General features: G+C 39.6%; 19 protein-coding genes. 4 read left to right on the top strand and 15 right to left on the bottom strand.

Features of this window, described 5'->3' with window-relative positions; all coding sequences use genetic code 11:
• Positions 1–12: 12 nt before the first annotated feature.
• The 4 genes from FLK20_RS06495 to FLK20_RS06480 all read right to left on the bottom strand — a co-directional run bounded on the left by FLK20_RS06495 (position 13) and on the right by FLK20_RS06480 (position 3,534).
• On the bottom strand, positions 13–516 hold the full coding sequence (locus FLK20_RS06495; RefSeq protein WP_152655731.1) for a hypothetical protein: 504 nt from the start codon (positions 514–516) through the stop codon (positions 13–15).
• 14 nt (positions 517–530) lie between these two features.
• Positions 531–848, bottom strand: coding sequence for a PTS cellobiose transporter subunit IIA (locus FLK20_RS06490; RefSeq protein ID WP_152655730.1), 318 nt, complete (start codon positions 846–848; stop codon positions 531–533).
• A gap of 152 nt (positions 849–1,000) precedes the next feature.
• Positions 1,001–1,321 (bottom strand): PTS cellobiose transporter subunit IIB, encoded by a 321-nt coding sequence (locus tag FLK20_RS06485; RefSeq protein WP_152655729.1) that lies wholly within the window; start codon positions 1,319–1,321, stop codon positions 1,001–1,003.
• 296 nt (positions 1,322–1,617) lie between these two features.
• On the bottom strand, positions 1,618–3,534 hold the full coding sequence (locus FLK20_RS06480) for a BglG family transcription antiterminator (protein ID WP_194165550.1): 1,917 nt from the start codon (positions 3,532–3,534) through the stop codon (positions 1,618–1,620).
• A gap of 319 nt (positions 3,535–3,853) precedes the next feature.
• On the opposite strand from FLK20_RS06480, the gene FLK20_RS06475 reads away from it, so the two are divergent.
• The gene (locus FLK20_RS06475) at positions 3,854–4,579 is read left to right on the top strand and encodes a MurR/RpiR family transcriptional regulator (protein WP_152655727.1); all 726 of its coding nucleotides are present in this window, start codon (positions 3,854–3,856) and stop codon (positions 4,577–4,579) included.
• 377 nt (positions 4,580–4,956) lie between these two features.
• Here the strand turns inward: FLK20_RS06475 and gndA are convergent, their stop codons facing one another.
• The 5 genes from gndA to FLK20_RS06450 form a co-directional block, all read right to left on the bottom strand.
• Positions 4,957–6,354, bottom strand: a complete 1,398-nt coding sequence (gndA, locus tag FLK20_RS06470; protein WP_152655726.1) for an NADP-dependent phosphogluconate dehydrogenase — start codon at positions 6,352–6,354, stop codon at positions 4,957–4,959.
• Between the two features lie 138 nt (positions 6,355–6,492).
• Complete coding sequence (locus FLK20_RS06465) at positions 6,493–7,851, bottom strand: gluconate:H+ symporter (RefSeq protein WP_152655725.1); 1,359 nt, start codon at positions 7,849–7,851, stop codon at positions 6,493–6,495.
• A gap of 18 nt (positions 7,852–7,869) precedes the next feature.
• Positions 7,870–9,414: a gluconokinase gene (gene gntK / locus FLK20_RS06460; RefSeq protein ID WP_152655821.1), complete on the bottom strand. Its 1,545-nt coding sequence runs from the start codon at positions 9,412–9,414 to the stop codon at positions 7,870–7,872.
• Between the two features lie 349 nt (positions 9,415–9,763).
• Entirely contained in the window at positions 9,764–11,215 is a 1,452-nt protein-coding gene (bglA, locus tag FLK20_RS06455) for a 6-phospho-beta-glucosidase BglA (protein WP_152655724.1), read from the bottom strand.
• A gap of 19 nt (positions 11,216–11,234) precedes the next feature.
• A complete protein-coding gene (locus FLK20_RS06450; protein WP_152655723.1) occupies positions 11,235–13,145 on the bottom strand; it encodes a beta-glucoside-specific PTS transporter subunit IIABC in 1,911 nt (636 codons plus the stop codon).
• Positions 13,146–13,372: 227 nt separating this feature from the next.
• Between FLK20_RS06450 and FLK20_RS06445 the strand changes: the two genes are divergently transcribed.
• Positions 13,373–14,077 (top strand): GntR family transcriptional regulator, encoded by a 705-nt coding sequence (locus FLK20_RS06445; protein WP_152655722.1) that lies wholly within the window; start codon positions 13,373–13,375, stop codon positions 14,075–14,077.
• Between the two features lie 67 nt (positions 14,078–14,144).
• Here FLK20_RS06445 and FLK20_RS06440 read toward each other — a convergent pair whose 3' ends face one another.
• The 3 genes from FLK20_RS06440 to FLK20_RS06430 form a co-directional block, all read right to left on the bottom strand.
• Complete coding sequence (locus FLK20_RS06440) at positions 14,145–15,869, bottom strand: class I adenylate-forming enzyme family protein (RefSeq protein ID WP_152655721.1); 1,725 nt, start codon at positions 15,867–15,869, stop codon at positions 14,145–14,147.
• A 48-nt stretch (positions 15,870–15,917) separates the two neighbouring features.
• Positions 15,918–17,177, bottom strand: coding sequence for a beta-ketoacyl-[acyl-carrier-protein] synthase family protein (locus tag FLK20_RS06435; protein ID WP_152655720.1), 1,260 nt, complete (start codon positions 17,175–17,177; stop codon positions 15,918–15,920).
• A gap of 327 nt (positions 17,178–17,504) precedes the next feature.
• The gene (locus FLK20_RS06430) at positions 17,505–18,101 is read right to left on the bottom strand and encodes a DNA-3-methyladenine glycosylase (protein ID WP_152655719.1); all 597 of its coding nucleotides are present in this window, start codon (positions 18,099–18,101) and stop codon (positions 17,505–17,507) included.
• A 350-nt stretch (positions 18,102–18,451) separates the two neighbouring features.
• On the opposite strand from FLK20_RS06430, the gene FLK20_RS06425 reads away from it, so the two are divergent.
• The gene (locus FLK20_RS06425) at positions 18,452–19,606 is read left to right on the top strand and encodes an acyl-CoA dehydrogenase family protein (protein WP_152655718.1); all 1,155 of its coding nucleotides are present in this window, start codon (positions 18,452–18,454) and stop codon (positions 19,604–19,606) included.
• A 78-nt stretch (positions 19,607–19,684) separates the two neighbouring features.
• Here FLK20_RS06425 and FLK20_RS06420 read toward each other — a convergent pair whose 3' ends face one another.
• Entirely contained in the window at positions 19,685–20,917 is a 1,233-nt protein-coding gene (locus FLK20_RS06420) for an MFS transporter (RefSeq protein WP_152655717.1), read from the bottom strand.
• Between the two features lie 14 nt (positions 20,918–20,931).
• A complete protein-coding gene (locus FLK20_RS06415) occupies positions 20,932–21,975 on the bottom strand; it encodes an ArsR/SmtB family transcription factor (RefSeq protein ID WP_152655716.1) in 1,044 nt (347 codons plus the stop codon).
• Between the two features lie 231 nt (positions 21,976–22,206).
• On the opposite strand from FLK20_RS06415, the gene FLK20_RS06410 reads away from it, so the two are divergent.
• Positions 22,207–23,073 carry an SDR family oxidoreductase gene (locus FLK20_RS06410; protein WP_152655715.1) on the top strand — a complete coding sequence of 289 codons (867 nt, stop codon included), beginning with the start codon at positions 22,207–22,209 and terminating at the stop codon, positions 23,071–23,073.
• A gap of 258 nt (positions 23,074–23,331) precedes the next feature.
• On the opposite strand, the gene FLK20_RS06405 is transcribed toward FLK20_RS06410, so the two are convergent.
• A complete protein-coding gene (locus FLK20_RS06405; protein WP_152655714.1) occupies positions 23,332–23,751 on the bottom strand; it encodes an OsmC family protein in 420 nt (139 codons plus the stop codon).
• Positions 23,752–23,761 lie beyond the last annotated feature (10 nt).

Raw genomic sequence — 23,761 nt, 5'->3', positions numbered from 1 at the left:
TTTCTAACTATATTAATTAACAGCCTTTTCATAATTCTTGATTCGTTCATAATGCTTATCTTCATTATGTTTAATCTGATTTAAGCGATAGAGAATCAATGCACTCAGTAATATCCCGGCAACCAAAATAATCAAAACCAATATTTTAGACTTCTCTTGATTTAAAAGAAAAGGAAACAATTGCGTAAATGATGAAGAAAAGCATGTTGGTATAATTAAAATTAAATTTGTAATAAGCAGCATTAAATAACTGTATTTGGTGTATTTAGCGTTATTGGTATGGTTACTATATATTTTCACTTGCTCTGCAATACTGAATAACAACCCAGCCATTAATATCAACGGGATAACATATAATGATGAATCGCTAATCAATAAGGAAATCATCCAGTATAAATTAGTAAAAAAGAATAATGCAGAAACATACCTTACCAATAAATATCGATTAAAATACATGGATTTAATACTAAATTTTTTCCTGTTTTGTTCAATTTGTGTCTTTTCATCGTTTTTCATATACAAATCCCTCATTATTTTTCGAGTTTTTCATATAGATGCAGCATTTCTAACGCAACTTCTCTCAACGTCATCGTCGTCATTAAGTGATCCTGTGCATGAACCATAATAATATCCATATGGACAGTTTCTCCAGATGAATATTGCTGCATTAATGCCGTTTGCGATTGATGTGCCAGCAATACTTCTTCATTTGCTTCCTGTAGCTTGTCTACAGCATATGTCAATTCATTATTTCGCATCATGGCAAAGGCTTCATGGATCATCGTTCTTGATGATCCGCTGTGCAAAATAATTTCAAAGGCAATGCGCTGTATTTGTTCCTGATCCATTAAATATCCCCCTTCACATCTCATATCCAGCAGCTATCATTTTTTAATAAGGGCTTGTTCCGATAATTCAGTGGAAGTAATCGTCATAGCGGTGGCAAAACGACCACATCTCATTGCCCTTTTAAACTTAAACCTGCATCTGCAACAGATTATTATTCGGGAAGTTCCTGTAAAATTAGATTACTTAATTTTTCCACCCCCATTGGAATAGGAATATATGCCTGCGGCGGTATATTTACTACTGGTTTACCGACACGATCCCCAGCCTTTTTCAGATTTTGATAATACATTTTTGTTTGCGGGCTCACTAGGAATAAATCAAAATCGCTATTCTCTATTCGCTTAGCACCTTCAGACGCAGAAACAGCATCCACCTTAATATCATAATCCTTCCCCATTAAATACTCCGTCGCTTTTTTTGCCAACAAAGAAGACGACATACCACCTGCACAAATAATCAACGCTTTTTTCATTTCACATTCCTCCATTAAATGTAATTGTTCAAACTACTCTTTGGATATAATTTTTTAGATAGAGATACCCTTTTAAATACCGATGAGAAAAATCTCCTGTATCATCATCTCCTTTATCAGGAAGAACATGTCTATCTCTTCCGTTTATATCTTATTTTCATTATAAATTGTAAACGCATTCATTTGCAGAGACTCATTTTCCGTTGACAAGGGAAATTCCTAACACCAAGTTAGAAAAGGGAACAGGAAAAATCCCGGGAAAGCATTCATTCCCCGGGTAATGCAGCATTCTTATTTTATTTAATTATCTCTATTAATTGTTCATACGTCTTACATTGTAAGATTTCTTTCACCATATTTTTATCGTCTAATAGTTTCATTAATAAAGTATACATTGGTTTCAGATCACGTTTAATATTTTTGCTAATATTTAATAACACGATTAACTGCACAGGCTTGTCTCCCCATTGAATAGACTTTTGAAGTGTAACAATTGACCAAAATGTATCTTCTGTTTGCGGTTCAATGGGGTGAGGAATGGCGACCATATTACCAAAACTGGTTGGAGAAAAGCTCTCCCGTTGCAGCACCGACTCTAAATAGCACTCATTCACCTGGCCATCGGATTCAAGCTCTTTACAGATAAACGATAAGACCTCTTTCCACGTATCAAAATTCTTTTGAAAATATGTATATCTTTTTCGTAAATACTTTTCAGATAAAACCTCTCCTTGCACTAATAAAGTATTAATTTTACTTACATCCGTCTCACCAAGAATGGTGCTTACATGTATAACTGGAACAGGTAACTTTTCTTCAATTGGAATCGTGCTGATGATAACATCGATGTTCGCAAAAGACTGTTGTCGCAAATTATAATACTCTGTTGTACCGATAATATGTAACTGGTCCCCAAATTCATTTTGCAGCTTATACACTAAAAGCTGTGCACTGCCCAGTCCAGATGCACAAACTACGAGACATCTTGGAACATCCTTTTTATTCTTCTTTTGCCTCTCTTGCGCTAATTCAATATGGAGAGCCAAGTAACCAATCTCATTCTCATCAATCAGGAAACCCATCTTTTCTTGTACTACTTGCGCCCCAATTAATGCAGCATCAAAGGACAACCGGTATTTTGATTTAATATCGTCCAGCATCGGATTCCTGATGTTCATCCTGTATTTATACCGGCTTATTGCTGGTTTTAAATGCAAGCTCATCGTTAACAGTACTTCTTCATCATCAGATAAATGGAATCCGTACTCATCATCAATGCGTTTTAACATTTCTTGAACTGTTTCCTGAATATCATTATCTATAACTGAAATAATTTCTGCATTTTGAATAGAAGAATTTGTAATCTTTGTACCTTGTAAATGAATAGCCAAATATGCAATCTCATGTTTAGAAAAGGAAATTTGCAGTTTTTCTTGAATCGTTTTTGTGATTTCTTTTGCAACTAAGAAAACTTTTGTGGTCTCTATTTCTTTGAGATGGTGATAAATCATCTGTACGGGATGGCTTTCACAAATCCGCTTACATGCAATCGCAATATGCGTTATTAGATTTTGTAAGCTGATATCTGAAATAATAATATGATATTTTCTTAGATTAAATAAGACACTGTCTTTAATGACTTCCAATTCTTTTTTAGATAAAATATCTAACCAGTCGTCCATATTATCGTTTAAGACTGGTTGTTGATTAAATAAATACTCAGAGATACAATACCTAATTTGACTCTCATCGCCAATAACCTTGATACCATAGTAAGGTTTTTGATCCAAAACTAAGTTATATCCCTTTAATATGTCGCGAATATGCTTTAAATCATGCTGTAAAGTAGAGCGACTTATATACAGGTCGTCTGCCAAAGCATCCATTTTACTATAATCCGAACGCATTAACAGCTTTTCCATTAAGTATTTGACACGATCCTGGTGATTAGAAGGAATGTTCTCCCGTTGTTCATTCATTTGCGTCTGGACAAATTGATAAAATAATCGTTCATTTTTAACCATAAGCCGATACCCTTTTCCCCTTGAAGATACTACCTGTGCGCCATATGATTCTAGTAGCTCATTTAACACCTTCACATCATTACGTATCGTTTTGGAACTAACCTGCAGCAAAGAAGCAATGTCGGAACTGGTCAGGAACCCCTGAGCTAATCTCAATTCTTTAAGTATCTTTTGTATACGTGTATTCATGAAATCACTTCCTAAGCAAGAACAATATATCATCTTATATCCTAACATATTCCTAAAACACACTTGTTGAAAAGGAGAACATTCATCATCGATCTTCTATGGTTGACAAACTATATTGAAATTGGTGTTGATCCCCTATTATCAGATTATCATTTTTCAGGCAGCAGGCAAGGATATGAAGCAAGTTATAGAGAGGGGGCACTTCATTTTAATAACGTAAAAAGGCATTTGTTTCATATATGTAACAACATGTGTTAAAGTTAATAATAAGTACGAATTTTTATTATTAAGAGGATGTTTAAAAGGAGAATCTTGCATAATGTTTACCCATGAGATGATTGCTTCGTTCAATGAGTTAGAAACTTCTTTGTATAACTATATCAGTCAACATAGTGAAAAAGTAGCTTATATGCGGATTCGGGAGCTTGCTGATGAAACCCATGTATCCACAGCTACGATTTTACGTTTTTGCAGGAAAATAAATTGTGAAGGTTTTTCTGAATTTAAAGTAAAGCTGAAAATGCATTTAGAAGGAAATAAAAAAACTATTTTAAAGGATGCCCGGCATTCTGTAACAGAATTTTTTGATCGGACATTAAAAGGGGATATAGAAGAAGATATCAGGGAGGCTGCAAAGCTGGTAAACAATGCAGATAGCGTCATTTTCATCGGTATAGGAACCTCCGGAATTCTTGCCGAATACGGAGCAAGATATTTTTCAAGCTTAGGTAAATTTTCATTATATATTAAAGATCCTCTCTTCCCGGTTCATTCCAGCTTACGTTACAATAGCATTACCATTGCTTTATCCGTCTCGGGAGAAACAGATTTTACCGTTACTCACCTGAATCAAATGAAGCAGGAAGGAAGTAAAATTATCAGTATCACGAATAACAAACACTCCACGATTGCCAAAATATCGGATATCAACATCCCTTACTATGTCACGGAAGAGTGGTTTGAAAATGCAAATATCACAACACAGGTACCTGTTCTTTATATTTTAGAATCCATGGCACATGAAATATATAAATTGAATAGCTGAGGTGTTCACATCTTTAAAACCATGAAGCATCACAGGATTCTGAAATGTATTTAGTCTATATTAAGAGAAAAATATATTAACAACGCTGCCTATACTTTTTTAATGATTCTTATTGTTTTTCTCAACATCAAACCCTAATGCATTATGGTATCCACCGGACTAAGCCTTACCTAAGCTTTGAACTTTTGTCTCGTCTTGTCCAAGTCTATTCCAGTTGCAACTAAGATATCTAAATTGTTATTCAAAAAATCGCATCCTTTAATTTTAGACATTGTTCAGGTTGTATGCAATATTGGGGCTGTCATCAAATGCACACCATACATTTTGCGACAGCCCCGTTAATTATTAAAAACAAACCCGCCGAATCTAGTTTTATTTTACCACTCCGTATGAAAATGACCTTCTTTGTCCACGCGCTGATACGTATGCGCTCCAAAATAATCCCGCTGTGCCTGAATCATATTTGCGCCGCTTTTCGCAGATCGATAACCATCATAATATACTAATGAAGCACTGAGACAGGGTAATGCTAATCCCGTTTCCATTCCTTTCATCACTACCTTTCGCATAGAAGCTTGATAATTATTCAGGATAGCTTTGAAATATGGAGAAAGGAAAAGGTTCGGCAGTTCTTTATTTTCTTTAAAGGCTTTACTGATTTCATTTAAAATAGCAGCACGAATAATGCAGCCTCCACGGAAAATCAAAGCAATTTCGTCCAGCTGTAAATCCCAATGATATTGCTCAGATGCTTGTTTATATTGATAGAATCCTTGCGCATAAGTAGAAACTTTACCCATAAATAACGCCTGCCGGACCAGCTCAATCCATGCTTTTTTGTCGACTTCCTCTACTAGCTGATTTGGACCAGTCAGTTTTTGTTCCGCAATCATGCGTTCTTCCTTTACAGTAGATAAAAATCGCATAAAGACAGATTCTGTAATAATGGATAGGGAAACACCGATATCCAGGGCATTTTGACTTGTCCATTTACCGGTTCCTTTTTGTCCTGATTGATCTAAAATAACATCTACCATTGGCTGATTCGTTTCTTCATCGACATGCGTTAAGATATCAGCTGTGATTTCCATCAAATAGCTGTTCAGCTCACCTTTGTTCCATTCTGCAAAAACAGCGGCTATTTCATTGACATTCAGCCCTAATCTTTCCCGCAGAAATTGATAGGATTCTGTAATCAGCTGCATATCTGCATATTCAATTCCGTTATGCACCATTTTGACATAGTGACCGGATCCCTCCTTGCCAAGATAGGAACAGCATGGCTTCCCATCTACCTGTGCAGCAATTTTTTCCAGAATCGGAGCAACCTGCTGATACGCTTCTTTATCTCCACTTGGCATTAGTGAAGGACCATTCAATGCACCCTCTTCACCGCCAGAAACACCAACACTAATAAAGTGCAGCCCTTTTTCCTTTAAGTAACCGGATCTTCGGTTAGAATCTACAAAATTTGAGTTTCCACCATCCATTATAATATCACCTTGATCAAGTAACGGCATAAGACTGGCCATAACAGAATCAACAACCGTTCCAGCTGTTACCATCAAAAAGATTTTTCTTGGTTTTTCCAATGAATGGATAAAATATTGTAAATCATAATACGCTTCCAGATTCTCATTTTGATGCTTTGCTTGAAATGCATCTGTTAAATCCGGTGTATAGTTATACACAGCAACCTTCTCACCCTTTTTTGCCATGTTCAATGCGAGGTTGGCCCCCATCACACCAAGCCCAAAAACACCTATTGAATTCATTTTTCATTCCTCCCTGAAAAAAAGAGATTGGAACAAAGCGTTTTCATGTAACTGCTTCCGAATGTCACAGTCTCCTATTTTCCTATACATAAGTTCAAACAGAGTAATTCTATCCTTTCAGGGTCTGTTGCCAAGCTTTTAAATGATAAAGCTTAATAACAGCGTAAATACAAGTCCTGATACAGAAATAATTGTTTCCAATAATGTCCATGTAGCAAAGGTTTCTTTCATAGATAAATTAAAGTATTCCTTGAAAATCCAGAAGCCTGTATCGTTTACGTGAGAAGCAATCAAGCTTCCTGCCCCTGTAGCTAATACCATTAATGCTAAATTCACATCGGCACCTTCCATCAACGGGATAACCATCCCAGCCGTTGTTAATGCTGCAACTGTTGCTGAGCCTAACGCAATTCTAAGAATCGCGGCAATCAGCCAGGCTAAGAAAATCGGCGACATATTCGTACCAGAAAAAATATTTGCTACAGCATCACCGACACCGCCGTCGATTAATACTTGTTTTAAGGCACCGCCTCCAGCAGTAACTAAAAGAATGATACTAATGCCACGAACAGATTCTTCTGCTGAGCTCATTAATGTTTTCATCGGAATTCTGCGAGCAATACCCATGGTGTAAATTGCAAATAGCAAGGATAGTAAAAGAGCTATGGTTGGGTCTCCAATTGTACGCACAATTTCAAAAAACAGATTATCCGCCATATTACCAATTTCCTGAAGCAGCTGTACAATTGTTGTAATCGCCATCAAAATTACTGGAGAAAGCGCAGTCAAGGCACTGATACCGAATCCAGGAGTTTCTTCTTCTTTAAAAGTTTTCGTATTACCAAGCGATCCAATATTTCCAATCCTTGAAAAAGCATCCGGAACTAATTTTTGAGCCAACTTTGTAAACAACGGTCCGGCAAGAATCACTGTCGGAATGGCAATAATAATACCGATAAGCAGTACGATACCAACATTTGCTCCATATTGCTCTGCAATTACTGTCGGTCCCGGGTGAGGCGGCAGGAATCCATGTGTCACAGATAATGCAGCCGTCATTGGCAAACCAAGGTATAATAATGGTAATTTAATTTCTTTCGCAATCTGGTAAACAATCGGAATTAATAATACCAGTCCTACTTCAAAGAACAATGCGACACCAATGATAAAGGAAGCAATAACTACTGCCCATTGGATACGCTTTTTACCAAATGCATGAATCAGCGTTAAAGCGATACGCTGTGCTCCGCCGGCATCCGCAACTAATTTACCCAGCATGGCACCGAAAACAAAGATAAGTGCAATATCACCCAGCGTCCCGCCTAATCCTGATTTAACGGTATCAACAATTTCCCCCAGAGACATTCCTAGAGCTAATGCTGTTAAGAAGGCAACCACAATCAATGCAATAAACGTATTTAAATTCCATTTCATAATAAGTAGTAAAAGTGCGGCTACTGCTAATGCAACAACGATAAGCGGATAGATATTTTCCATTTTTCTTCAGCTCCTGTCTTACTTCTTTTTATTTTTCAGTGAATTCTTTTCCTGATAAGCCGAAATCTGCTCATATTCCTGTTCAAGTGAACGTGAAATATTAATAAAGATTGGCATTAACTCCCGGTAAGCTTCAACATGATCCGGCTCAGGCTCATGCTGGTGTGTAAATCCGATTAATTCTTCGACAACATCAAAGGATTCAATTTTTTCTTCTGCATATAATCCAAGTAAGCAAGCTCCTAAACAAGAAGATTCATAGCTTTTCGGCACAATGACATTTTGATCAAAAATATCTGCCATCATTTGCCGCCATAGCTCCGATTTTGAAAATCCGCCTGTTGCCTTGATAGAATTTACTGGGACATCCATCACTTCTACCAATGCCAGAAAAACGGTGTACAGGTTAAAGATAACGCCTTCTAAAGCAGCACGAACCATATGCTCTTTTTTATGATTCAGCGTTAAACCGATAAATGAGCCGCGGACATTGGCGTTCCAAAGCGGTGCACGTTCTCCTGCCAAAAATGGATGAAATAATAATCCATTGGATCCCGGTTCTACTTGTTTCGCGATGGCTGTTAATACTTCATAAGCATCCATATTTAAACGCTTTGCTGTCTCTACTTCACTTGCAGCAAACTCATCACGAATCCAGCGCAGTACCATCCCGCCATTATTTACCGGTCCGCCGATTACCCAATGATCTTCTGTTAATGCATAGCAGAAAATCCGTCCTTTCTGGTCTGTTCGGGGTTTGGGAATAACTGTCCGGATTGCTCCGCTTGTACCGATAGTAATCGCCACGTCCCCTTCTTTAATTGCGTTTACACCTATATTTGATAACACACCGTCACTTGCTCCAATAATAAATTTCGTATCTGGTGCAATTCCTAAATCCTTCGCAATGTCAGACTGGCATGTTGTAAAGCTTTCGGTAGTTGGTACCAGCCTTGGCAGCTTGTCCTCTGAAATTCCTGTCAATTCAAGAGCCCCTTCGTCCCAGGAAAGCTCCTCCAGATTCATCATTCCAGTAGCTGATCCCAGAGAATAATCCATGACATATTCACCAAAGAATTGATAGAAAACATATTCTTTTATACCAATATATTTTTTCGTCTGTTCCGCTATTTCCGGGTGCTCCTGCTCCAGCCAGGTAATTTTACTCAGCGGGGACATTGGATGAATTGGTGTGCCTGTGCGCAGGTAAACATCATGACCGTTCCATTCGTTCTTGATTTTATTTGTCCAGTTTGAGCTGCGGTTATCTGCCCATGTAATACACGGTGTAATTGCTTCATTATCTTCGTTCATTGCAATTAAACTGTGCATCGCGCTGCTGAACGATATAAAGGAGAGCTTTTCTTGATCAATCGCTGATTCTTTCATTGTTTGTTTGATTACATGACATACTGCCTGATATATTTCCTCCGGATTTTGCTCAGCTGTCCGGACGTCAGGTGTGTGCAAATCATACCCTTGATTGCTCTGTGCCATAATTTCGCCTGTTTCCCGGTAAAGCACAGCCTTTGTACTTGTTGTGCCAATATCTACTCCGAGCATAAATCTATTTTGATTCAATGTTATCCCTCACTGTCTTTTTATTTTTAGAATACAGTCATTCCTTGAAGATGTCCTGTTATATTGATTACATGTACGTACTCTTAGCAATATCATTGAAATAAAGGGCTTTCAAAACATGTATATTTTTCATCCGAATACTTGTATACAGGTATACTAACATGTATTTTTTATCTTGTAAACGCTTTTATTATATTTTTTTCATAAAATGGGAAGTTAGACAACCGATTGGAAGGTTGGGAAGGATAACTTATATAACAATAAAAAAAGACTTTCTCAACTAATAAGGTTAAGAAAGTCCTTTTTCTCTTTACTAAATTACGATTTCATTTTATTTTTCGTAATTCAATTCTTCTCCATTGGTTTGAATGACTTTTTTATACCAGTCAAAGGAATCTTTTTTCGAACGTTTCATGGTTCCATTTCCTTCATTATCCCGGTCCACATAAATCATACCGTAGCGTTTTTTCATCTCTCCAGTCGTGAACGATACAAGGTCCATAATTCCCCAAGGTGTATAACCCATCAGATCTACACCATCATAGTTTACAGCTGTTTCTAATGCTTCAATATGTGAAAGGAGGTAGCTGATTCTTGCTTCATCATGAATAGATCCATCTTCTTCTATTGTATCGACTGCTCCAAATCCATTCTCCACAATAAACATTGGCAGCTGATAGCGATCATAAAATCGGTTCAAGGTATAGCGCAAGCCAGTCGGGTCGATCGCCCAGCCCCAGTCACTGGATTGAATATATGGATTATCTACTCCGTGCGGCAGACCTCCATCTGTTTTTTCAGAGGATTCGTCCGGCTCCACTTCACTGCTTACTGTGGTAGACATGTAATAGCTGAAACCAAGGTAGTCCACTTTTCCATTTAATAGAATCTTATCGTCCTCTTCTTCCATGACAATATTGTAGCCTTTCCGTTCAAATTCTTTGAGTGCGTAGCTTGGGTAATATCCGCGCACCTGCACATCCGGGAAGAAGTAACGATCGCGCATATATTCTTCGGCAAGCATGACGTCTTTCGGATTGGAAGTATACGGATAGATCGGCACATGAGAAACCATCGCTCCAATTTCAAATGCCGGATTGATTTCTCTGCCTTTTGCTACAGCTAACGCACTTGCTATCAGTTCATGATGTGCAGTCTGATACATAACTTCCTTTGCATTTTCCCCTTCTTTTAACAAGACACCTGAATTTGTCCAGAGGAACAGTGGATTACGAACGTCCATTTTATTATTGATTTCATTGAAGGTCATCCAATATTTCACTTTGTCTTGATAACGGTCAAAGACAACCTCGGCAAACTTCACAAAATAATCAACTACTTTTCTGCTGCGGAAACCGCCGTATTCGCGTGCCAAGTGTAATGGCATCTCAAAGTGAGATAATGTGATTACCGGCTCAATACCATATTTTAGAAGTTCATCAAACACATCATCATAAAATTGCAGTCCTTCTTCATTTGGTTCAGCCTCGTCCCCTTTTGGAAAAATCCGACTCCAGCCGATCGATGTACGCAGACATTTTAAGCCCATTTCTGCAAATAAAGCGATATCCTCTTTATAATGATGGTAGAAATCAACAGCTTCATGATTTGGATAAAACTCGTCCAGCTCCACTTTATCTGTAATTCTTCTAGGTACTCCATTGGCACCGGCAGTCAGCACATCAACCACACTTGGTCCTTTTCCACCGGCATTCCAGCCTCCTTCAAATTGATGCGCTGCGAATGCACCACCCCATAAAAAATCTTTTGGTAAATTACTCATTATACTTCCTCCTTCAATTTCATTTAACGACATTAAATATTCTGTCACCTGTGTTTATTTCAATTGTATCTTCCACAATGGCTTCTTCATATTCTCCTATATTTGTAATAATGACAGGAGTTATCGTCGGCAGCCCTTTTTCGTGAATCATATCCTGATTGAATGTCATTAATTTATCACCTTTATGAACATTTTGACCATCTTCTACATGAATTGTAAAAGGTTCTCCATTCAATTCAACCGTTTCTAAACCGACGTGAATCAGTAATTCTACACCGCTGTTTGTACGCACTCCAACTGCATGCCTGGATGGAGCAACGAAAACAATTTTACCGTCTGCAGGAGAGAAAACTTCATTGCCGGACGGTTCAATAGCAGCACCTTCTCCCATAGCACCAGAGCTGAATACTTCATCTGGCACTTCAGATAACGCAATTAACTTCCCGCTTAACGGGGAAGCAATCTCCTCCTCATTTTGAGCAGCATTTCCAGCTATATCCTTGCTTTTTGCTTCTCCTTGTTCAGAAGCAAGTGTTTCATCTGCTTGTTTTGCTGTATCTTCGCCGTAACCCAAAACCTGAACTAACACAATTGGTAAAACAACAGCGATAGCAACTCCAATTAACAGCCCCCAAATGGACATCGGATATTCACTGTCAATTGCATTTACCATTGTAATTGGACTTGGCAGACCCGCATATGCAAAATAGCTTGGTCTAAAGAAGCTCGCAACAACGGCACCGACCGCACCCGAAATACATCCATAGATAAATGGTTTCTTAAATCGTAAGGTAACTCCGTAAATAGCAGGTTCCGTAATCCCGAATATACCGGTAATCCCAGCAGACGTACTTACTTTTTTGGTTTCCCTGTTTTTCGTTTTAAGCAGAACACCAATAACTGCCCCAACTTGTGCTATAACGGCAATCGTTTGATACGCTTGAAAGGAATCCATTCCGTACTGCTCGAAATTAGCAAGTACCATTGGTGTAACGCCCCAGTGAACACCAAAGATAACAATAACCTGCCAAAAACCGCCGATAATGGCACCCGCTAATGCCGGGAACACATCAACCAAATAATTATAACCATTCGCGATAGCATTGGCTCCGCCTGTTGTCAACGGCCCAATAACAAGCAAAACAATCGGAACCATGATTAAAATGCTAAAAAACGGAACAAATAGAGGCCGGATTACTTCAGGGATTTTCTTGTTCAAGAATTTTTCTACATAAGATAAAATCCAAACTAAAAATAGCGGCGGCAGGACAGAAGACGTATAGGTTGTTTCTGATAAAGCAATACCCAAAAATGTCACTGTCTCTCCATCAGCCACCCGGCCGGCTATATCAGCCCATTCCGGTGTTACTAATGCTGCCGTTGCAGCAACCGCAATATACGTATTCACTTTGAAATGCTTCGCAGCTGTCATTGCAATAAAAATTGGCAAAAACGTAAACGGAGCCCACGACATCATACTCAGTACTTCATATGTTCCCGTATTTTTAAATGTAGGAAAAATCAGATTAATAAGGATTAATGTCCCCTGGAGAATACCTGCCGCTGCTAATATATATACAAAAGGAGCAAATACTGCCGACATCGTGGCAATAACCTGGTTTAATACGGTTCCTTTATTTTGGTTATCATCATCAGCTACTGTAATGCTTTCTCCAGCCAAATTCGTAAATGCTTCATATACTTCCCCGACATGCTGTCCAATCACTACTTGAAACTGACCATTGTTCTCTACTACCGTGATAACACCAGGCATCGAGCTGACTGTTTCTTTCGCTTTCGGTTTTGAATTCCTCAATACAATCCGAAGTCTGGTGGCGCAACGTGTTGCACTAACAACGTTTTCTTTTCCGCCAATTTCTTCAAGTATATCACCAGCTAATTTCTCATAATCCCTCACTTTTTCATCCATATCTATTCCCCTTAACTTCAATTTGATATTCACATTATAATTGTACGGTTACAATATTTCAAGTAGTTAATAATTATTTTATGTACCTATTTTATTAATATACCGTTCATAATATGGTATACTAGTTTATATGCCTGTCAAATATCGCTTTTAAGTAATCATCATAATATTTGTTAACGATAAGCCATGAAATTAAAAAGAATATTCAGTCTAAACGAGGTGTACATATGTTGAAATATCAGCAAATCGCCAATGAAATTGAGTTATATATTGAAAATCAGCAAATGCAGCAAGGAGAAAAGCTTCCTGTACTGGAATCCTTAATCAGAAAATTTGATACCAGTAAAAGTACAATTATTAAAGCGTTAGATTTGCTGGAAAAAAAGGGATTAATCTTTCAAGTACGGGGAAGCGGCATTTTTGTAAGAAGAAAAAAACGAAAAAATTATATTAACCTGTTATCTAATCAAGGGTTCCAAAAGGATTTAGAAGAATTTAACATCACATCTGAAGTACTTGAGCTGGATATCTGCAAGCCGACGGAAGCAGTTGCACAAAACTTGCAGATCGATATGAATCAGGATGTTTATTACGTAAAACGGATCCGATATATCGAGGAAGAGACACTTTGTTTAGAAGAATCTTATTATAATAAAGCTATTATCCCTTACTTGAATAAGGAAATTGTGACAGAGTCTATTTTTCAATATATTGAAGATGGGTTGGGGCTCAAAGTCGGATTTTCCGATATGTATATGCAAATTGGTAAACTTACTGAACAGGAAGCAAATTATTTGAAGCTAAAAAATAGTGAACCTAAACTCATAATGGAAAGTATCTTCTATCTGACAAACGGGACACCTTTCGATTATTCCATGGTTACTTACAATTATAATCAATCCCAATTTTATATTTTAGGGACAGGAATTTAACCTCTTTTGGAAACAAAAACATCCCTGCTGCAAAGTCTATCAAGCATAGCTTTGCACCAGAGATGTTTTATTTTTTCAATTTTTCCTGCGCTATATCCTGCAGTTTAAATTTTTGTATCTTCCCTGTTCCTGTCAGCGGCCAATCCTTTGCTTCCACAAACCAGATATAACGCGGTACTTTAAACCGCGCCACATGCTCACGGCACAGCTTTCTAATTTCTTGTCTGGTACAGGTTTCGCCTTGTTTTAATTCAATAAATGCAGCACCTGTTTCTGTTGTTAATTGATCGGGTACACCGACAATGTAAACCTGATTTACTGCCGGGTGTATGGAAATAATGTCCTCTACCTCTTTTGGAGCGACTGTTTCTCCAGATACTTTGTAAAGGTCCTTGCTTCTGCCTAATAGGCGAATATATCCGTTTTCGTCTATGGTTCCTAAATCACCGCTGCGGATATAACCGTCTGCATCCTTCGCAAAAGCTGTTTCCTCCGGCTTTTTATAATATCCTGCCGTTACAACGTTTCCCCGTACTGCCAACTCGCCGACAGAACCAGCTGGTAATGTTTCTCCTGTATCGGGATCAATAACTTTGTACGTGACGCTTTTATCTCCAAACTCCAGATGGCCTGCAATGCCTGCCGTTTTTACCTTCCCGACTGTTGTTGAAATAACTTCCAGCGAATCACCGATTTCAGTGAGCATCGTTGTAGAGCCTGCTTCTGTTGCACCACAGCCTGTACCGATCTCTGTTACTTGTAATTCGTCTACTGCCCTTTTCCATAGCGGAACTGGCGAAGGAGCTGCGCAGCATAATAATGCATAAAGATGCTCCAGGTTTGTATTTTTGACTTCCGGACGATTCAATAAAGCGACCAGCATCGATGGTACAGCCAGAAAATCATGAACCTGATACTTTTCCATCAATTGCAGTGATTGCAGCGGCTGAAAAGCATGACAAGTGACCATACCTCCTCCTATAAAGGAAGCTGCAAGTAAACCCTCTTGAAGAAAATAAACATGATACATTGGCAACGGCGCATATATCCGTCTTCCTATTTCATATCCTCTGGTTAAACATGTTGCAAATCCAGAACGAAGCAGCATATCATCTGTCAGCATAACCCCTTTTGGCAAACCGGTAGATCCGGAAGTATAAATAATAGCGACACAAGCATCCGGGTCATTTGTTTCTTCCCAACGATTGTTTAACATATCCTTATCTACTTTTTTAGCGCCTTGCAAAAATTCTTCCCATTGTGTATAAATCTCTGGAACCTCTGCTTCTCTATTCGCTATGCACACAGCTTGTTTAAAAGGACTCTCTGTATCTTCCTGAAGCTCAGCAACAATATCCTTCAACGCTTCTGCATGATGTTGCCTCCCTGCAAATTGATGGGTAATCAGCCAATTTGTATCAGATTGACGAAGCATATAGGTTAATTCTTCCTTTTGAAGCTGTGTATTCAATGGGACGACAACTGCTCCCACCATAGAGGAAGCAATAAATAAAGCGACAAATTCTGGTTCATTTTCCATTAAAACAGCCACATGATCTCCCGGCTCAACGCCTGCATACAGCATTGCCTTTGCGTAATTATGTGCTGTCCCCCACATCTCTTCATAGGTCACAGCCTTATCCGGCATCATAATTAACGGAAATTCACTATACTGCTGACACTGCTTAAAAAAATGCGTTGCAATCGTCCGCTTTTCCCAACTCGGATACATCTTTTTTAGTGCAGCTTGTCTCTCCTCTACACTCACATGACCTTGTCGTTCCTCCAGCATGGTTATCTCTCCATTTCATTATCTGTTTCATTTTATTTCTCATGAACCTTAAGGAGCCTGCCAAATCACGATTCCATTTTGTCCACCGAAACCAAAAGAGTTGCTCATCGCCGTCTTAATCTGCTGCTTCCGGCTGGCATTCGGAACAATATCCAATGGAGCCTCTTCGTCCCGATTTTCTGAATGTAATGTTGCCGGTAAAATTCCTGTCTCAATTGCTTTAATCGCTGCAATACTTTCAATTGCTCCGGCAGCTCCTAATAAATGCCCGACACTGCCTTTGATAGAGCTGACAGGAATATGATCTAATCTTTCTCCAAATATCCTTTTTAGCGCCTTTGTTTCCGCAATATCACCAGCTGGTGTAGATGTCGCATGTGCATTAATATAATCAATATCCGCCGGATTCAGCTGTGCTGAACGGAGCGCCCGCTCGATTGCCAATGCGGCACTTGTTCCTTCCGGGTCTGGTGATGTATCATGATAAGCGTCATTGGAGGCTCCATACCCTTTTAAAGTTGCATAAATATGTGCCCCTCTTGCTTTGGCACGCTCCAATGGTTCCAGAACAAATAAACCTGCCCCTTCTCCCATGACCATCCCTGTCCTTGCAGCATCAAACGGCCGGGACCATGTTGAAAAATCATCCGGCCCTTTCACTGCCAATGCTCCTGCATCTCCTAATCCAGACAAAAAAACATTGGACCACAGGCTGTCCACGCCTCCAGCAAGAATATAATCAACATCATCACGGAAAAACCAGTAAGCTGATTCACCAATAGCATTTGCCGAAGCCGCACAGGCTGTGACATATGTATTCGACGGCCCGCGGAATCCGTATTGAATCGAAATTGTGCTTGCAGCAGCATTCGGAATCGATTTAGAGATCATACGCGGCCCTACTCTTTTTGCCTGCCCTGTCGCTAATTTTTCAGAAGCCTGCTCCAAGGACTGAATGCCGCCAAAAGCGGTTCCAATTGCTGTTCCAAACCGGTTCCGATCTACATCATCTACAAAAGATTCACCATCACTTTTGAACAGCCCTGCATCCTTGATTGCTTCATCTGCCGCAATCAATGCCAGCTGTGTAAAATAATCCGTGTTTCTGATAATTTTTTTAGAGATAAAATCGGATACTTTAAAATCAGGGACACGCGCACCTACTTTTGTCCACTTCCTTATATTTTCGTCTGTTACTTCCTTTACCGCCGATCGATTCGCAATTAAATTATCCCAAAATGTGGATACTCCCATACCAAACGGGGAAACAGCTCCCATGCCTGTCACCGCAACCTCTACCTGCTTCATCATTCATGCTCCTCTGCATATTTTTATGATCAAACCTTCTCTGTGTATTACTGATTAGCCTTCATTTCAAAGCTATTATGTATTATTCAATTCCTGCTATTATTATAGTGTAAGTGCATATTTTCCTCAAACCATTCAAATCTAGCTTTTTTCTTACATAAAGAAAACTTGGCAAGCCAAGTCTGAAAGGCACAGGATTGCCTTAGTCGGGACCGGAGCTGCGATTACGCGCCCCACCGAAAATCATTGCGCTTATCCTTTATTCCTGCTTTCTTAAAGTGTAAAAAAAATCCCGTTATCCAACAAATGATAACGGGACTTCAGCCATTACTTAGAAACAAACTTATTACCTGCAACCCAAAATCGGTAAGGATAATCTTTTGCCTCGCCGGAATTATCTATACCGATCCGTGGACCGCTATTTATTTTCTCCGGCTTGTTTCCTTCTGCAATAAATAATGGCGGTTCCTTCAGAGATCGCCCGTAATCACTCATATTAATACCCAATGCCTGCGTCAGCTTGCCCGGGCCGCTTGTTAAGTTTTGAAATTTTTTCACCGGACGGCGGGCTAACATCTGCTCCACGCCTGTATAAGGCTCGACTGCCCGGATGAGTACACTTTCGGGAACTTCTCTCTCTGCACTGACAACATTAATCAGACAATGATTATGAATAAGATGGGTATATGTCATACCAGCCTCCGCATAGAGAATTTCTGTCCGTTTTGTCCTCCGGTTTCCAAACCCATGTGCCGCCCGATCAGCATTTCCTAAATAGGCTTCTGTTTCTACAATAAATCCAGAGCTCGTTCCTTCCTCCGTTTGCTTTACTAAAATACACCCAAGCAGTTCTTCTGCTAATTGTAAGGTCGGATATTGGTAAAAAGCGTCTGGTAAAGGGGTTAAATGAAGGTCCTGTTTCATTGCATACACTCCTCGTTCTTTCTCTCTATTCTAGTCTAACCTATTTTTTGAAGTATCGTTCATTAGATTATATAAGAAAATGAGTTGCATGTTAATTGAACTATTCCGCCAACAATGAAATAATATTAGAAAACTTGGTTGTTACCAAACCTTAGCTGGGGTTGGGACTGCGATTACTCGCCCCACCGAAGACCAATGCGATTACTCACCCCATAAAAACCGTTGGGACTGCGGTTACTCGCCCCATAAAAACCGTTGCACTTATGCAGTAAGAAAGTATAAACTTTCTTAACGGTTTAATAAACAAATCTGATTAATATACTTTATCTTTAATAAGGAGGAATGATAGTATGACTAATCTAGTAAAATTACAAACAAAAGAAGAACGTATCCAGCTTTTATCCAAAACAATTGCGCCCTTCGGAGAACGCGTCCGTCAGCTTCCGGATGATGCTTTTCCCTACGAAAACTTTAAAGACCTGCAAGAAATTGGATACCCGGCTCTCACCGTACCAACAGAACATGGAGGAGCAGGCATCCCGCTCGATGAATTGCTTACCTATCAGCAGCTTATCGCCCAGGCAGACGGTTCAACTGCATTGTCCATCGGCTGGCATATGGGGATTATGAAGCATTTGGGTGAAAGCAGGCCCTGGGATGAGCATGTTTATACGAAAGTTGTCAAGGATGTTATTGAAAACGGCGCATTATTAAACAATGCCGCAACAGAACCGGCAACCGGAAGCCCGACCCGTGGCGGCAAGCCGGAAACAACAGCCGTTAAAACAGACAATGGCTGGGTAATTACGGGACGAAAAACCTTTACGACACTGTCACCTATCTTGACTTACTTTGTCGTCAGTGCATCTATTGATGGAACAGATGATGTCGGCAATTTCCTTGTGAAGCATGACCTGGAAGGTGTCCATGTAGAAGAAACATGGGATTCTATCGCAATGCGCGGTTCCGGAAGCCATGATCTCGTTTTAGAAGAGGTCCATTTAAATAAAGACGATCTCGTTGAAATCACATCGAATCAGAAAAGAAAACCAGCAGGCTGGCTCTTGCATATTCCTGCATGCTATCTCGGAATTGCACAGGCTGCTCAGAAGGATGCTGTTGCTTTTGCCACAAGCTATTCACCAAACAGTATCAAAGGGACTATCTCCGAGCTGCCGAATGTGAAACAAAAGCTGGGCGATTTAGAACTTCTTTTACTGGAATCGGAATACTTCCTGCATGCAGTTGCGGATAAGTGGGATCACCATGATGAAGAAATCAGAAACATGATGGGACCCGAATTAGGAGCGGTGAAGCTGTCCGTCACTAATAAAGCGGTTCAGGCTGTAGACCTTGCTATGCGTGTTGTCGGTGCGCAGAGCCTCAAGCTGAAAAACAATTTTGAGCGCTATTACCGTGATGTACGGGCTGGACTGCATAATCCGCCGATGGATGATATGACAATTATCCAGTTAGCGGATAAATCAATACGGGAACAGGCTTAACAAGCATGCCAAAGAATCAGAAATACCTTGCAGAATAGCTGCAGGCTAAAAAGCCTTCATTCAGCAGGATAATCACTTTTAACCTGCTGAATGAAGATTTGTTTTATTTTCGATATCTGCATCTATAAATTTAAAATAAGGAAGCAGTATCCCCAATAAAGAAGCGGTACTTATCACCATTCCTATCAATAAATATAATGGCCGGACTCCCCATATTTCACTTAAAAAACCGCCAGCCAATACACCTAATGGCATCATACACCGGATAATCAACAGCCTGACAGAGAATATTTTTCCCATTAAATGGTGAGGTATGATTTTTTGGCAGATCGTTGTATTATGTATCCCGAAAACAGCCATCGCAATCCCGCCGATTATTTCCGTTAAAATCCCCAATGAGACACTTGTATTGATGAATAAGAAAATAAAGGTAAGCCCGCCAATAAATAATGCCCCGAGCATTAATCTTCTTCGACTTCTGTATTTTATTTTACCAGCCAGAACAGATCCTAAGATAAACCCGACAGGAAAACCTGCCATAAAATAGCCGTATTCTGCATAGCTTCCCGATAATTCTTCTGTAATATAAGGAAGCGTCGTAACCATTGTCACACCAACACCAAATTGCACAAAGCCCAGAAATATACCCAGCCAGACGATGACGCGCTTTGTAAAAAAGTAAGTTATCCCTTCTGTAAATTCCTTTATCCACGATGCTCTCGCTTTTTGCGGGATTCGCGTCTCCTGAATAAACAGCAATGTAAAACCACTTAATAAAAGCAGTGTACATACTAGAAGCATTGTAGGCATCACACCTATATATTCAATGACAATTCCGCCTAAAAAAGGAGCTGTAAAAGTCATGAACCGTGCTGTTCCCTCCAAATAGGCATTCGCTGCTTCCAATTGCTCCTTTGCCACGATGGAAGGAGTGATTGCCTGATTTGCCGGAACATATAGCGGCGTAATTAATCCGACGATGATCTGCACTAAATAGATATGCCAGGGCAGAAGCGTTTCTGTCAGCAGGGCAAACAGTGGTACCAGGAAGACAAAGCCTCTTGCCAGCTGGGAGAAAATCAGTATCCATTTACGGCTCCAGCGATCGATAAATGGACCGATAAATAATTGAAGCACTAAAGACGGAATAAAATATAACAGCCACATACTCCCTAACGCTAAGGCAGAGCCTGTTAATTGATAGACTAAAATGGAATTACAAAAGGTTCCAAACGCACCGCCCAGCTCCGAAATACCGTTGCCAATCCATATAGATAAAAAAGATTTATTCCTAAAGATAGTTGTCTTCATCAGCTTCACCTCCATCACTTTTCCAGATACCAATTAAATTCTTTTGCTAACAGAGCAAATACATTCTTTTTCAAGCAATACTTTGAATCAATTATTTCGACGATTTTTGCCGCTCTTAATATCTTCAAATGATGATGAATGGTCGACTTCCCTATATCCAACCTTTCCGTCATATCCTGTAATGTCCTTGGATGTTCAGATAGCAATTTAACCATTTTCAGACGTACTTCATCACCTAAAGCCTTATATTTCTGCACAAGAAAATAATCCGGCATATACCGGTCACTTGGCGACACACTCTCATTAGAAACTGGATAGTAAAACACTTTGGTTCCTTCGATATCTGCTTCAATATTCCACGGGCGGTAAATATATTGCGGGATCAGTAAAACTGTATGAACACTAGGTTCAGGGGGATATGTAACCCCACCGGTAGCCCACTGTACTAGCTCCTCAGAAGAAACTTTTTGATACATCGCCTTCTTTGACTGATAATCTTTTTCCAATACAGCTTCGATCTCCTGTTGATTTGCTTTCACTACTTCCTGATACCAGCTGTCCATCACCTTAATCAAATGTTTTTTTAAAGATTTCGCTTCACATGTACTGATGAATTCAATGTACGCTGGAAAGAATGGATTATTATCGGTAATCCGCATCAGCTCTTTGATTGCTTTTTCCTCTCCCTGCGCAGCCTGCTCCCGATACACCTGCTCCTTCTTCCCGGCAAAAGGAAGGCAAATAAACTTCAATTCTGCATCTGGCAATGCTTGAATATATTGCTGAAACGCATCCAGGCTTGAAAATTCCTGCTGATGGAGTATTTGGAGCAGCCCCTTCCATGTATTCTTCTCTTCAACGAACGCCAATTCCTCCGATAATTCCCCGGAAATGGAATTTTTTATTTGCGCCCAATATTCCCGGGGCCTATCTAATGTATCCAGTAACCTGGTGTTTGTTATTGCCGCAATCCCCAGAGCACATTCCCATAAAATAGAATAGGTCAGCTGCACATCATAACTCTCCCGCCCTCTGCTTGTTAATTGCAAAACATCCACATCTTCAGCTCCTTTTTCCATATAATTTATACTATCGTAACACACATTTCACAAATATAGAATTATTAGTTCTATATTTATAGAATAAGCATCAATCACCCCAAATCTTTGACTATATATAGGGATTCTTTTGTTGAGAGAAAAAAGAACTTTCTCATTATGTTTATAAAACATGTACATGTGGAAAAATGTTATTACTAGAAATTAAAACTGGTAAAGGAGGAACTAATGATGAAACCAACTGAAATGCAAAAGGGAAGCACACCTAGACAAAAACAAGATAAGCAGCCGGGAATCGAATCAAAAATGAACCCGCTCCCGCATCAGCCAACTGCTTATACAGGCACAGATAAATTAAAAGGAAAAAACGCGCTGATTACTGGCGGTGACAGCGGTATTGGCCGGGCCGTTGCTATTTTATATGCAAAGGAAGGAGCAAACGTAGCGATTTCCTATTTAGATGAACATGGCGATGCCGAGGAAACAAAGAAGCTGGTAGAAGCTGAAGGAGTCCAATGTCTTCTGCTTCCCGGAGATATAAAAGCAGAAGCCCATTGTATTTATCTGGTTAAAAAAACCGTAGAAACATTTGGCGGTATCAATATTCTGGTTAATAATGCAGCCATTCAATTTGAACAGGCAAACGTAGAGAATATTCCTTCTGAACAATTTGAAGAAGTATTCCGCGTGAATTTCTTTTCCCAATTTTATCTGACCAAAGCAGCAGTCCCTTATATGAGGGAAGGCGATTCGATCATCAGTACTTCTTCTATTAACGCTTATCGTGGACACGCCACATTAATGGATTATTCCGCAACAAAAGGAGCGATTACTTCCTTTACAAGAAGTATTGCACAGAGCCTTGCCAAGAAAGGAATCCGGGCGAACACCGTTGCTCCTGGACCTGTCTGGACACCGCTTATTCCTTCCTCATTTGACGAAAATAAGGTGGAGCAATTTGGTCAGGATACCTTAATGGGACGGCCAGGTCAGCCGTCTGAACATGCTCAGGCCTATGTTATGCTGGCATCACAGGAAGCTTCCTATATGACAGGACAAGCCATTCATATTAATGGCGGAAGCTGGACATCATCCTGATCCGAGCCCAAAAACAGCTTGTATTCCCAATAAAAGAATACAAGCTGTTATTTATTTCGATATGAATCATTTGAATTCTCTTTGCTAACATGTGCTGCTGTGTAATCGTGAGACTCTGTATCATTGCTGTCACAACCCCAATAGGAAAGGAGCCATTCTCCTGCCATCGTTCTAATAACTCCGTCCTGACTTTCTATTATTATACCCGTCTCCTCAATTTATTTTACTTGTGTACTTACAGCTCTTTTATCAATCATGTTATGCTTCTTGCTCTTTTCCATTTAAAATTAATTTAAATTGCACATCGGCTTTTATCGAATCAGAAACAGTACAATATTTTTCCTCACCAAGATGAATCGCTCTCCATACTTTTTTACTGTCAATCTCACCATCTACAATAAAAGTAATCTCCATACCGGTAAACCCTTTAGGTAATTCTTCTTTTCTTGTACCTTCTGTAATCAGTTCTATTTTTGTTATTTTATCTAAATGCGGTCGTAAAATCATCGTTACATCTATACCAATACAGCCAGCTAATGCGCTCAATAACGTCTCTGCCGGTGTAGCTCCTTTTCCAGTACCGCCTGCTTCTTCTGTTGCATCCATATTTATTTCAAAACCTGAAGCCCCAACAGCTGAGAACGCGCGTCCGCCATTCCAAGTAGTTACAACCTTCATATTTATCCTT

The organism is Oceanobacillus sp. CFH 90083, assembly GCF_009389585.1.
Classification (GTDB): Bacteria; Bacillota; Bacilli; order Bacillales; family Amphibacillaceae; genus Oceanobacillus.
This window is presented reverse-complemented; position numbering and strand designations above follow the sequence as displayed.

What these genes read in the sequence shown, in the direction of transcription:
- FLK20_RS06405 (WP_152655714.1), bottom strand. Translation starts at nt 23,751, where the DNA reads ATGAAGGTTGTAACTACTTGGAATGGCGGACGCGCGTTCTCAGCTGTT.
- FLK20_RS06435 (WP_152655720.1), bottom strand. Translation starts at nt 17,177, where the DNA reads ATGAAGCAGGTAGAGGTTGCGGTGACAGGCATGGGAGCTGTTTCCCCG.
- FLK20_RS06430 (WP_152655719.1), bottom strand. Translation starts at nt 18,101, where the DNA reads ATGAAACAGGACCTTCATTTAACCCCTTTACCAGACGCTTTTTACCAA.
- FLK20_RS06475 (WP_152655727.1), top strand. Translation starts at nt 3,854, where the DNA reads ATGTTTACCCATGAGATGATTGCTTCGTTCAATGAGTTAGAAACTTCT.
- FLK20_RS06440 (WP_152655721.1), bottom strand. Translation starts at nt 15,869, where the DNA reads ATGCTGGAGGAACGACAAGGTCATGTGAGTGTAGAGGAGAGACAAGCT.
- FLK20_RS06450 (WP_152655723.1), bottom strand. Translation starts at nt 13,145, where the DNA reads ATGGATGAAAAAGTGAGGGATTATGAGAAATTAGCTGGTGATATACTT.
- gndA (WP_152655726.1), bottom strand. Translation starts at nt 6,354, where the DNA reads ATGAATTCAATAGGTGTTTTTGGGCTTGGTGTGATGGGGGCCAACCTC.
- FLK20_RS06465 (WP_152655725.1), bottom strand. Translation starts at nt 7,851, where the DNA reads ATGGAAAATATCTATCCGCTTATCGTTGTTGCATTAGCAGTAGCCGCA.
- FLK20_RS06425 (WP_152655718.1), top strand. Translation starts at nt 18,452, where the DNA reads ATGACTAATCTAGTAAAATTACAAACAAAAGAAGAACGTATCCAGCTT.
- FLK20_RS06490 (WP_152655730.1), bottom strand. Translation starts at nt 848, where the DNA reads ATGGATCAGGAACAAATACAGCGCATTGCCTTTGAAATTATTTTGCAC.
- FLK20_RS06445 (WP_152655722.1), top strand. Translation starts at nt 13,373, where the DNA reads ATGTTGAAATATCAGCAAATCGCCAATGAAATTGAGTTATATATTGAA.
- FLK20_RS06495 (WP_152655731.1), bottom strand. Translation starts at nt 516, where the DNA reads ATGAAAAACGATGAAAAGACACAAATTGAACAAAACAGGAAAAAATTT.
- FLK20_RS06420 (WP_152655717.1), bottom strand. Translation starts at nt 20,917, where the DNA reads ATGAAGACAACTATCTTTAGGAATAAATCTTTTTTATCTATATGGATT.
- FLK20_RS06485 (WP_152655729.1), bottom strand. Translation starts at nt 1,321, where the DNA reads ATGAAAAAAGCGTTGATTATTTGTGCAGGTGGTATGTCGTCTTCTTTG.
- FLK20_RS06410 (WP_152655715.1), top strand. Translation starts at nt 22,207, where the DNA reads ATGAAACCAACTGAAATGCAAAAGGGAAGCACACCTAGACAAAAACAA.
- bglA (WP_152655724.1), bottom strand. Translation starts at nt 11,215, where the DNA reads ATGAGTAATTTACCAAAAGATTTTTTATGGGGTGGTGCATTCGCAGCG.
- gntK (WP_152655821.1), bottom strand. Translation starts at nt 9,414, where the DNA reads ATGCTCGGAGTAGATATTGGCACAACAAGTACAAAGGCTGTGCTTTAC.
- FLK20_RS06480 (WP_194165550.1), bottom strand. Translation starts at nt 3,534, where the DNA reads ATGAATACACGTATACAAAAGATACTTAAAGAATTGAGATTAGCTCAG.